Below are 11,536 nucleotides of genomic sequence, written 5' to 3' on the forward strand. Positions count from 1 at the left end.
CGCTTCTTTTTTGTTCACTTTCTATCCACGATTTCTTCACGCCTTATTCACACCTGCCCAACCAAAAATGCCCTCAACTGGAGTATGATGAACATGTAAAACATTTCCACAAAGTGGAGGGTATCCTTATGATACAAATGCTGTCGAATTGGTTGTGGGGGAATGAAGAACAAGAAGTCGTTCCATTCGAGACGAAAAGATACGTCCGGAATGAAATGGAGCAATTCACGTTCAATGAGCCACAGCAAGTGCTGCCGTATCCGCATCCCCAGCTCTAAGATCCAATACTTGATCCAATATAATCTGAAGCTGCCGAAACTGGCAGCTTTTTTTGCTCCTTTCTGAAAGCGCTCACTGATGTGCTACAATGTGGTAAACAGGAGGGGTTCGCTTTGGTCGAGTTCACAGAAAAATGGTTGCCCACATACATTCGCCGCGATTTAGCGGTCTTATTTTGCGGTATCAATCCAGGACGTATATCGGCTACGACGGGTTTTCACTATGCCAATCCAGCCAACCTGTTCTGGCGCGGATTGTACGAAGGCGGCCTGACACCTCACAAGCTCTTGCCCGAGGAGACCGCTACTCTCTTGGACTACAACTATGGCATTACCGATCTGGTCTCACGCCCTACCCGATCCGCAACAGACCTGCGTAACGAGGATTATGCCGCAGGGGCAGAGCTGTTCGTCCAAATGATCCAGACCTACCGGCCTCGTGTCATTTGTTTTAACGGAATTACTGCTTTTCGTCACGCAACCGGACAAAAAAAAGAGGCAATTTCACTGGGGCTGCAGCCAATCAGGTACTTTGGGACAGAAGATTGGTCTGGCAGCTATGTATTCGTCATCCCGTCTACCAGTGGGGCTAACGCATCATTTACACGTGAGGAACGGATTGCCAAATTTACTGAGCTAAGTCATTTTTTACGCGAGATGAATTGGCACCCTCTTTCCCCCCCTGCTAAGTAGATCCTTCAGTGTCAACTACTCCTCTTCTTCCGTACAATACTTCTAGCTCTGTATGCAAGGAGGGGCATCAGCTGTGGACGACCTCATCAAAAAAATCCAGCACAAATACGACATGACTGTTCTGCATCACAAAACCATTCGCGATACATCCAAATCACTCGTCATTTACTTGGAAACAACCAATGGCAAATTCATCGGAAAATCTTTCCCTCTGCAAAAGGAACGTTTACATTTCATTCTGAATGCAGAAGCGCATTTGCGCAAAAACGGCGTACTCATCCCCGACATTCAACGTACCAAAAATCAAAAGCGCTACATAACTCATAAAGATAATCTTTACGTTCTCCACCAAAGATTATCCTGGTCAAATATTGCTTATAATTCTCCTATTCGAATGGAACGGGTCGGCATGGTTTTAGGTAAATTTCATGCGAGGTCGCTCGGTTTTTCCTCCAAGCATGGCAACCTTTACAATGGCGCAGAAAAATGGTCCCTGGAGTACAAGACAGATTTAGCTGCCCTTGAGAAGTGGGAACTTCGACACGCCGGGAAGAATAATCAAAAATACGCTACTATCGCGGAATACCTTCCTTTTTTTAAACAAGCAGGGCTGACAGCCAAGAAACATTTGATATCCTCTCCATACTTCTCGAAATGGAAAAGGGAACCACTGACCAACCACTTTCTCTGTCACGGAGATTTTAACAATGGGAATTTGCTCGTCAGTAATCAAAGAATTGCGATCATTGACTGGGAGGACGTTCGTTACGATTTTCCGTCCAAAGACATTGCCCGTGTTCTATCGCTTGCTATGCGAAAAAGCAACCAGTGGAACGAGGAATTGTTTTCTCATATATTGCGTGGCTATCTCCAAGAAAATCCCCTATCGATTGAGCAACTGCATTTGCTCTTTGTCGATCTCGCTTTCCCGCATATCATTGAACGTTTTTTACGCAAGAAGCTGTATGCCCAGATGAACCTTGCTGAGATTCAACAGTTTTGCAATAGGGAAGCCCTCAAAACCGCCTTTATGTTAGACGAAGTGAAGGCCCATGTATATTAGACACAAGGCTATAGCCTGTCTATACACATAGGCCTTCCCTATCTAACTGGGGTATACCGTTACGTCTGAGCCATCTTCACCAATGAGCTTTGCTGGCGCGTATATTGAATGAGCTCCGCCGCCATCTCGTAATAATTGAAAGGTGTAATCAAATAGATGCCATTGAAGTAACGAACGGCCGTGTCGACCAATTCCTTCGCGATTGCGATTCCTTCCTGTCTGGCGGCCTCTCCCTGTACCTTTTTCATCCGTTCCAGAGCTTCTGTCGACAGCTTGATTCCCGGCACTTCATTATGAAGGAACTCCGCATTGCGCGAGCTGGTAAGCGGCATGATCCCGATAAAGACAGGAATGCCGATATGCTTCGTCGCCTCGTACACATTCCGAATGGACTCTGCGTCGTACACGGGCTGTGTCATAATGTAGTCGGCGCCTGCCTCGACCTTCTTTTCCAAGCGGGCAACGGCAGCATCCATATTTCGGACATTCGGATTAAAGGCTGCGCCCACGATAAACTGGGCTTTTTGCTTTAACGGACGTCCAGAGAACGAAACACCTTCGTTCAACTGCTTCACCATGCGAATCAAATCAAACGAGGTCACATCAAATACCGAGCTGGCACCTGGCAAGTCACCAAAGCGCGATGGATCACCAGTAATCACCAATATTTGGTCAATCCCCAAAGCGTGCAGCCCCATTAAGTGCGATTGCTGCCCAATCAGATTGCGGTCCCGGCAGGCAATGTGCAAGAGCGGGTCGATTCCATGTCTGCTCTTCATGAGTGCCCCGAGAGCCATGTTGCTCATCCGCACTGTCGCCAGCGAGTTATCCGCCAACGTAATGGCGTCCGCTCCTGCTTTGTGCAACTCGCAGCATCCGTGGAGAAACTGGTCTGCATCCAGATCACGCGGCGGATCAAACTCAACAATGATCGTCGTTGCTGTTTTTACGCGCTCGACAATGCTTGGTTTCTCCCTCTCCCTCGTGTTCTGCACAGAAATCGAAGGACGATCTCCAGCTACGATGGTCGGGTTCACACGCACTTGTGGCTCAAGTGACTCAAGTGCATCCGCAATCGCCTTCACATGGGCAGGCGTGGTTCCGCAGCATCCGCCAATCAACCGTACCCCCTGCTCACGCAAGCGAAGCGCACTCTGTCCAAAATATTCAGGTGATGATTTAAAGGCGTATTCTCCGTCAGTCATCCCCAGACGCCCCGCATTCGGGAAAACGGATAAAAGTGCATCTTCTGGAATTACTGTATTTTCAAACGAACGTAGCAATTCTGCGGGACCAAGGCGACAGTTTAGTCCAATCACGTCAGCGCCTGCTGCTTTCAGCTCGGAAAAAGCGTCTGTCAAAGCGTAGCCATCACGTGTGCGCCCTACTTCCAAAGTGGCTAACTGCGCGATTACAGGCACATCTGTGAGCGGGCGGATTACCTCGATCGCCAGAAGCAGCTCCTCCAAGTCCAGGAACGTCTCCAGAATCAGTCCGTCTACCCCAGCATGCAACAGAGCAATTGCCTGTTCCTCATACTGGTCACGGTATTCATCCAAAACCTTTTTCTTCACCCGACCAGCCAAAATCGATCCGATGCTCCCAGCCACATAAGCATCATCCTGTGCGGCTTCCCGTGCAATGGCGACTGCTAGCCGGTTAATCCGCGCTACCTTATGCTCCAGACCGTAACGACTCAACGCATCTCGGTTGGCAGAATACGTATTGGTCTCCAGGAAACGTGCACCGGCCTGATAGTAAGAGGTATGAACTTCATGCACCAAACGAGGGTTGGATAAACACAGCTCCTCAAAGCTGACGCCAACCGGGACGCCCAGCCCGTGCAGCTGGGTCGCCATTGCACCATCTCCGACAAGCAGGTGGTCTTTCAAATAGGCTCGTAAATCTTTCTTTCTCGTCGTCAACTCAATCCCTTCTCTCCTATTTTCATCTATACGTGGTCGGTTTTTAGACTTCAAAAATAGATGGACCTGCGTTGAAGTAACGCGCTTCAGGGTGAGCAAATACCATCGCCGATACGGAAGCTTCTGGCTCCATCATGAAGCCCTCTGTCAGCTGAACGCCGATATCCTCTGGACGCAACAGACGGAACAACTGCGCCTGATCCTCCAGGTTCGGGCAAGCAGGGTAGCCGAAGGAGACACGAATGCCCTGATATCTAGCACCGAAGCGCTCGAGCATCGTCATCTCAACCGGATCCGGTATGCCCCACACGTCTCGCATGACGTGGTGAATTCGCTCTGCAAATGCCTCTGCCAGCTCCAATGCCAAAGCTTGGAGGACATGAGAGCGCAAGTAGTCACCACGCTCTTTGAGCTCTGTAGATTTTTCGCGTATCCCTCCCCCAGCCGTGACGGTCAGGAATCCGACATAATCCATTTCCTTGCTCTCCACTGGTCGCAAGAAGTCGGACAGGCAAAGATGAGGTTCTTCCAGCTGACGCGGGAACGAAAAGCGCTCCAGCAGCTTGCTGTGGTCTTTTGGATCATAGACCAAAATATCGTTGCCATCTGACTGAGCCGGGAAGAACTGATACACACCGTGTGTCGTAATGGTTCCTTTTTGCTTCGCTTCATTTAATAGCTCTTCCACAATGCCGTACAGTTCCAGTACTTTCTCGTCGCCTGCCTCGATCAATTTATCTACATTTCCGCGAACACCGAGGTGTTTCCCGAGGAGCATCCGCAAGTTCAAATACGGTTGCAGATGGCTGATCGGGTATTGTCGCAGTACATGTCGTTCACAATCTGGCGGCAGATGGATCGGAACCGTTCTGCTGATGGCTGAGCGCGCTGGCAATGGTGCTTTTTTCTCCTCGACAACAGGCTGAGCCGTTGCGACTGCTTCCAGCAGATGCTGCTGTTCCTCTACCAAGCGATCACGTTCTTCCGGATTTTGCAGACGATTCACGAGCTCCAGACCATCCATGGCGTCTTTTGCGTATAAAACAATTCCGCGGTATTCCGGTGCGATCCGGTTCGATGTGAACTTGCGCGTCAACGCCGCACCGCCAACCATCATTGGAATATCAATGCCTGCATCACGCAGGTCTTGTGCTGTAATGACCATTTGCTGCGCGGATTTTACCAAGAGTCCAGACAAACCGATGGCATCCGGCTTTTCTTCTCTGCATGCGGCAATCAGTTGCTCTGGCGGTACCTTGATCCCCAGGTTCACGACATTGTAGCCGTTGTTTGACAAAATAATTTCCACGAGGTTTTTTCCGATGTCGTGCACATCGCCTTTGACGGTCGCCAGCAAGATTTTCCCCTTGGCAGCGGCATCGCTTTTTTCCATGAATGGCTCTAAAAACGATACGGATGCCTTCATAACTTCCGCGCTTTGCAATACTTCTGCCACGATCAGCTGGTTGCCGTTGAACAAGCGACCGACCTCTTCCATCCCTGTCATCAGCGGACCGTTGATGATCTCGAGCGGTGTGTATTTATCCAGAGCCAGCTTCAGGTCTTCCACCAGACCATCCTTGGAGCCTTCGACTACATAACGAGCCAAGCGTTCTTCGAGCGTCAACGAGGAGACTTCTACACGGACTTCCTTTTTCTTTTGGCGATAAAATTCGGTGAAGGCCGCCAATGTCTCATCATTTGTCTCGAATAGTAGGGCTTCTGCCAGCTTTCTCTCGTTTTCTGGAATCGAAGCGTAGCGCTCCAGCTTTTCCGTGTTGACGATGGCGTAATCAAGCCCTGCGAGAGTGGTGTGGTACAAGAAGACCGCATTCAGCACTTCCCGACCCGCAGGAGGCAAGCCGAAGGAAACGTTACTGACACCCAGGATCGTCTTGCAAGCAGGCATCGCCTGTTTGATCAAACGAATGCCTTCTACCGTTTCCTTTGCAGAGCCAATGTATTGTTCATCCCCTGTCCCTACTGGAAAGACGAGTGGATCGAAAATAATATCCTGTGGCTTAATTCCATACTGGTTGACGAGAATGTCGTATGAGCGCTGCGCGACCTCCAGCTTCTTTTCGCGAGTGACAGCCATACCCGCTTCCTCGATCGTTCCGACGACAACAGCGGCACCGAATTTGTGAATAAGCGGCGCCACTTCCTCAAAACGCTCCAACCCGTCTTCCAGGTTGATCGAGTTGAGAATGGCCTTCCCTTGCGAATAGCGAAGTCCCAGCTCCATGACCTTGGCATCTGTCGAGTCGATCATGAGGGGCGCTTTTACTTTTTTCACGATGAACTGTAGGAATTTTTCCATATCTTCGTATTCATCACGGTCGGGGTCAGCCAAGCATATATCGATGACATGTGCGCCGCGCTTCACTTGGGCCCGGGCAATATCAGATGCTTCTTCATAGTGACCAGCTGCAATCAGATCACGGAATTTTTTGGAACCGATGACATTGGTCCTCTCCCCTACCAGCAGGGGACGATTATCATCTTCGACGTAAACGACCTCAATCCCGGAGACCGCGCTCAGCGGTTCTACATCTGCACTGCGCGGCTTGCAGTCTTTCAAGGCTTCTGCCATCGCTTGAATATGGGCTGGTGTTGTTCCACAGCAACCGCCAGCGACGTTTATCCAGCCCTGTTCAGCGAACGCCCGCATTTTCGAAGCGAGTCCCTGTGGCGTTTCATGGTAATGGCCGTTCTCGTCTGGCAAGCCTGCGTTCGGATAACAGCTGACCGCACATTGGGCTATTCCAGACAGTGTCCGCAGATGATCACGCATGAACTCTGGTCCTGTCGCACAATTCAGACCAATAGAGACTGGCTTTATATGCTCCAAGGAGATGTAAAACGCCTCGATGTTTTGGCCCGCCAGCGTTGTGCCCATCGGCTCAATCGTACCTGACAGCATCACGGGGAGCTCCTGCCCAAGCTCTTCAAAAGCTTTGCGAATCCCGATTCCGCCAGCCTTGACGTTCAACGTATCTTGCGAGGTTTCCAAAAGAAGAACATCGGAGCCACCGATAATCAGACCTTTTGCCTGACGATAATACGCCTCGACCAGTTCTTCGAAAGTGACACCGCCTGTCAACGAAAGGGTTTTGGTCGTCGGTCCCATTGCACCTGCTACATAACGCGGCCACTCCTCCGTGGAATAGGCATCCACCGCTTCTCTGGCCAAGCGAGCTGCCGCTATATTGATCTCAAGGTCTTTCTCCGGCACATCGTACTCGGCCAAAACGATGGAAGCAGCACCAAACGTATTTGTCTCGACGATGTCTGCGCCCGCCTCTAAATATTTCTCGTGAATCGAACGGATCACATCTGGTCTTGTCAGGTTCAGAAGTTCATTACAGCCATCATAGGCTTCACCGCCGAAATCATCGGCAGTCAGGTTCGCCTGTTGAAGCATGGTGCCCATTGCACCGTCCAGAATCAGAATTTTCCGGGAAAGCTGTTCGCGAAAAGTTGGTTTCATTGACGTGCCCCTTTTCTCCCTTGCATCGGCTTATTCTCCGTAATTGGGTAAACAAAAAAATCCTCTTCTTTGAAAGAAGAGGATTTGTCAGCAGATACGATAACGCCTGAGACATCCTCTTATCTTTCAAAGCACGTAGCTTTGCTGGAATTGGCACCGGATTTTTACCGGTTGCCGAGGCTTCATCAGGCCAGTCCCTCTGCCTCTCTGGATAAGAGTCGTACACTTGTCATTTAGTTGTTTTACGAAATGTCTTGAATGTTTGCAAGTATCTTAACACCCCCTTTGTCTCCCCGTCAATTGTGAATTGTCTATTTTTTACTGAACCTCTTCTCTTTCGCGCCCATTTTTGCCTAAGCTGGGCATCCGCCCAGTCCAATATCGGCATTCGTGTATAGACTGGAGTATAACGGAAAGGAGGGGAAACAAAGATGAGTACATCTTACTGCGGAAACGGATTCTTCGGTGACTGCTTCGCAATCGTGCTCGTGCTGTTTATCCTGTTGGTAATTATTGGGTGTTCGTGTGACGACTGTTAGATAAGTGTGTAAAAAAGGCTATCCCAAAAGCCATGAGGAATGGCTGCGGGATAGCCTTTTTTTCTTGTTATTTGGTGATGATCTTGCCTGTCACGGCATCCAGAGTAATATATTTAAGCGCCAGCTTTTCGTCACTCCACGGCACATACGCCAGCTTTGGTTGAGATAATTTTCGCCCATCCACATCTTTCATCAAATAGACCAGCTTCAAAGGCATGACGCGTAAATACTCTTCAACAGCCTTGTCTTTCGAAACGATCTGGTCGGATGCTGGAAGCTCCACCACCTTGTGTGTCTCTCTGTAGTTGTGAAACATTGTCACTTTGCCAGAAGACGGATCGACTGTTACCGAATAAGCCGCTTTTTGCGCACGATCCTGTACAGGAATGCCATCCTTGCTGATGAAATATCTGAATTCCCATTCGCCCGATGACACAGAATTCGCTTCGCCTGGCTGTATAACTTGTGCCAACTGCACTTCTTTTACGCCTGGATCGACGTATTTATGCAGAAAGGCGAGTGCAGCCTCTTCCGCTTGCTCGCGTTTGACTGTCACTGCTGTATTAGAACGCGGTGTTCCCAGCCCGACGACACTGCCTGTTTCTGCAAGGACTTCTACGCCGATATACTTGTCATTTTTATCATTCCAGACGTATTCCTTGCGTCCGTCACTGTTACTCTCACTCTCTCTATAGGTCGAGTCATCCACTTGTATGCCGAATTCCGCTTGCAGCAGTGCTTTTGCCTCATCCTTGGAGCGAACCTTGACGTATTCCTTTGGAGATTCGATCGGATGTGCTTCCTTCGTATTCAACTGATCATAAGCAAGCCCGTTATCTCCCGTTCCATACACAATCTTGCCATTGGTCGCGTCGATATGCCACTCCGTACCATCTTCACGTCCTCTTTGCATGAAGGAAACAGCGGGTGTGTACTCCAGAATAGGTTGCCATTTCTCCCCTTGTTTTGATTCTGGTCGTATTCTCGGGTTCTGCACGTATCGAAGCTTCATATGCTCACTCAGCTCTTTGATGGCTTCCTCTACTGACACAGCAGTCGATACATCCGGGTACTGCGACGGCTCGAATGTTTCGGGCTCCATCCTGAAATATTGGACGTGGCCAGAGTCAGTTGTTATTATGCTAATTTCATCAGACAACACTGGCAGTTCGTTATGATATCGCAGATACAACCCTGGATCGTTGGCGTCCAATAACCGATAGTTATCACTATCCGCACCGAGCAGTTTGTTCAGGAACTGTCGCTCTTGCTGCAAGGCTTTTTCTCCTTCTGCTTCTTTCCGGCTCGCTGCTTCCTTTTCATCCCTATTCAAAAGCCTATACGATTCCAGTGCTTGACCATTTCCATAGATCACAAGAGAAACCTGATGCCCCTCCTTGTTCGTTTTCCCCAAGATGAATGACATGCCATCGTGGTTCTTTTCTTTATCCAAAAGAAGAAGGGATGGGCTCAAATCGGGCATGGCATCTGTCAGCTTGGTGAAAAAGGCTTGTTCGCTCTTGTTCAATCGCCCGAAAAACGCGATTTGCTCACGTTCGTCAATTCCAACCGACAATACGTCGAACGGAACGGGCTGGCCGTTTTCCATACGTTGATAATTCACGCTCATCCATGGGCCTTTTACCCTATACTCGTCGGTATAGATCTGAGTCTCGACGTACTGATAGGACTTGCTTCCCTCCCCAAGGAAAGCTTGTAAAAATGCGTTTGCTGCATTCTCCGCAGTCTTGGCTGATGGCAATTTCCCTTCCTTCTGTTCTCCCCGATCACCATTGATTGTAAAGCTCTCAATTTGTCCTGTCTGTATATCATAAGCAACATTGGCACGAGCATTATCGCCTTCCAGTAACATGAGGTCACTGATTCCATGGCTTGTACGATCCACTCTTATTCTCATGTTGCTCAAAGCTGGAATCGCCTTTTTCAATGGTAAAATAGCCTCTTCCGGCGAAACCTTTACGCTGCTCTGATTGGCCTCTGCATTCTTTTTATCTGTTGCAGTTGTTGCCACCGCATTCGTTCCATTTTTCCCACTCGGCATCTGTGGAGACCAACCTTGTTGATGCAAGCCCACAGCTGTTACCGCCAAGCACGCAGCCAGCGATCCAGCCATAAATAATCTGTTTCGATTCTTGTGTTTATTCTGTGCAATCGCACCTCTGATCCGGAATTCCATCTCCTTTGTAAACCTCACTTCCTCCACCGATTCCTCACTTGCACTTCGTACCGCTTCACGCATTTGCTTATCTACGTCCATTCCAATCCCTCCTTTTCACACAATGCCTTAAAATGTTTTCGGGCCCGGGACAATTGGGTTCGTACGGCATCTTCTGAAATATCCAACACTTGCGCAATCTCTTTTATCGACAAATCTTCATAGTAATGAAGTACCATGACTTTTCGGTACAGCGGCGAGAGCTTCATCACCTGCTCCGCTACTTGTACCTTGCTCATTCGTCCGATGACTGCCGATTCAACATTTGCCTTGTCTACTTTTTCCGGCGGTGCTTCCTCTTTGGAGAGGTATGTAGAAAAAATTTGGCGAAAGGACCACGAACGCAAATATTTGCGGGACTCGTTGATCGCGATTCGATAAAGCCACGTTTTCACACTGCTCTGATGGCGGAATTGATCTAGCCCCCGATATGCCTTTAGAAACACTTCCTGGGTAATGTCTTCTGCGATTCCCCGATCTTTGACGATCAGGTATGCGAGCTGCACGATGTTATCCCCATAGTCGTTCATTAGCCTTGTCAGCTTTTCTTCGTTGGTCAGTTGCAGCGTCCAGTCGGCTTCACTGCTTTTGGCACTTGCATTCACGCACTGTTCACCCCCTTGTTGTTCCTGATGTGATATGTATTTGATCCAGCTGGCTTGTTTTTATGACAGGATTATCCAAAAGTTTTTTCTTTCTGCCCCTCTGCTGCACCCGGTTGCCCCACTTTCATTGTCAGCGCACACTGCTTTTGCTATCATGAGGCTTATTGTAGAGCGAAAGGAACGAGATGACATGGATGCCTTGCAAGCACGTGAAAAAGACAAATTTCTGTCCTGTTTGGAGACCATAAAAGAACTATCCAAATCCGATTTTGAAACCTATTCCATCGTTAAGAATACCGAAACGGGGGAACATTATCTCCACTATTTTTTGTCCCACATTAACTTGTCCGAGGGAGGCAGAAGAGACGATTACGATCACTTCCTGCCAATTGAATCCGACGATATTTTAGGGATTATGTTTGGCGAACAGCCGTATCAGTTCCCGGAGAACTGGCGCTCCGCTTATTTGCGCAGTGGGAATGACAATCGATTGATCCCCTTCGATCCATCGGAAAATTACGATCTGGACGAGGCCGCTGCAGCCGAGCTGGCCATGCTCGAAAAGCTGGAACAGTACAAAGAGCAAATGATGAACGCAGATAACCTCAGCGCGGAAGAAAGAGAAGAGCTGACCAAGCAATATTTCGCGGAATTAGATAAGATTTTAAAAAAACCTTGATCGAGGCACTCTTGCATCATGACGGTAT

At 49.0% G+C, this 11,536-nt stretch carries 9 protein-coding genes and 1 riboswitch; of the genes, 5 read left to right on the plus strand and 4 right to left on the minus strand.

Features of this window, described 5'->3' with window-relative positions; genetic code table 11:
• Positions 1-128 precede the first annotated feature (128 nt).
• The 3 genes from EL268_RS32855 to EL268_RS18405 all read left to right on the plus strand — a co-directional run bounded on the left by EL268_RS32855 (position 129) and on the right by EL268_RS18405 (position 2,034).
• Entirely contained in the window at positions 129-278 is a 150-nt protein-coding gene (locus EL268_RS32855) for a hypothetical protein (RefSeq protein WP_162837744.1), read from the plus strand.
• A 114-nt stretch (positions 279-392) separates the two neighbouring features.
• On the plus strand, positions 393-971 hold the full coding sequence (locus tag EL268_RS18400) for a mismatch-specific DNA-glycosylase (RefSeq protein ID WP_106652815.1): 579 nt from the start codon (positions 393-395) through the stop codon (positions 969-971).
• A 73-nt stretch (positions 972-1,044) separates the two neighbouring features.
• Positions 1,045-2,034: a phosphotransferase gene (locus tag EL268_RS18405; RefSeq protein ID WP_106652814.1), complete on the plus strand. Its 990-nt coding sequence runs from the start codon at positions 1,045-1,047 to the stop codon at positions 2,032-2,034.
• Positions 2,035-2,093: 59 nt separating this feature from the next.
• Here EL268_RS18405 and EL268_RS18410 read toward each other — a convergent pair whose 3' ends face one another.
• Both EL268_RS18410 and metH read right to left on the minus strand, forming a co-directional pair.
• Positions 2,094-3,959: a bifunctional homocysteine S-methyltransferase/methylenetetrahydrofolate reductase gene (locus EL268_RS18410; protein ID WP_106652813.1), complete on the minus strand. Its 1,866-nt coding sequence runs from the start codon at positions 3,957-3,959 to the stop codon at positions 2,094-2,096.
• 43 nt (positions 3,960-4,002) lie between these two features.
• Complete coding sequence (metH, locus tag EL268_RS18415) at positions 4,003-7,449, minus strand: methionine synthase (protein ID WP_106652812.1); 3,447 nt, start codon at positions 7,447-7,449, stop codon at positions 4,003-4,005.
• A gap of 116 nt (positions 7,450-7,565) precedes the next feature.
• Positions 7,566-7,667, minus strand: a riboswitch (SAM riboswitch).
• A gap of 213 nt (positions 7,668-7,880) precedes the next feature.
• Here metH and EL268_RS18420 point away from each other — a divergent pair.
• Positions 7,881-7,988 carry a YjcZ family sporulation protein gene (locus EL268_RS18420; RefSeq protein ID WP_083995026.1) on the plus strand — a complete coding sequence of 36 codons (108 nt, stop codon included), beginning with the start codon at positions 7,881-7,883 and terminating at the stop codon, positions 7,986-7,988.
• A 67-nt stretch (positions 7,989-8,055) separates the two neighbouring features.
• On the opposite strand, the gene EL268_RS18425 is transcribed toward EL268_RS18420, so the two are convergent.
• Entirely contained in the window at positions 8,056-10,266 is a 2,211-nt protein-coding gene (locus EL268_RS18425; protein ID WP_106652811.1) for a YcdB/YcdC domain-containing protein, read from the minus strand.
• On the minus strand, positions 10,257-10,829 hold the full coding sequence (locus tag EL268_RS18430; RefSeq protein ID WP_106652810.1) for a sigma-70 family RNA polymerase sigma factor: 573 nt from the start codon (positions 10,827-10,829) through the stop codon (positions 10,257-10,259). Before EL268_RS18430 ends, EL268_RS18425 begins: the two co-directional genes overlap by 10 nt.
• A gap of 190 nt (positions 10,830-11,019) precedes the next feature.
• Here EL268_RS18430 and EL268_RS18435 point away from each other — a divergent pair, with 190 nt between their 5' ends.
• Positions 11,020-11,508 (plus strand): hypothetical protein, encoded by a 489-nt coding sequence (locus tag EL268_RS18435; RefSeq protein ID WP_106653145.1) that lies wholly within the window; start codon positions 11,020-11,022, stop codon positions 11,506-11,508.
• The last annotated feature ends 28 nt before the right edge of the window (positions 11,509-11,536 follow it).

It is taken from the genome of Brevibacillus brevis, assembly GCF_900637055.1.
GTDB lineage: Bacteria > Bacillota > Bacilli > Brevibacillales > Brevibacillaceae > Brevibacillus > Brevibacillus brevis.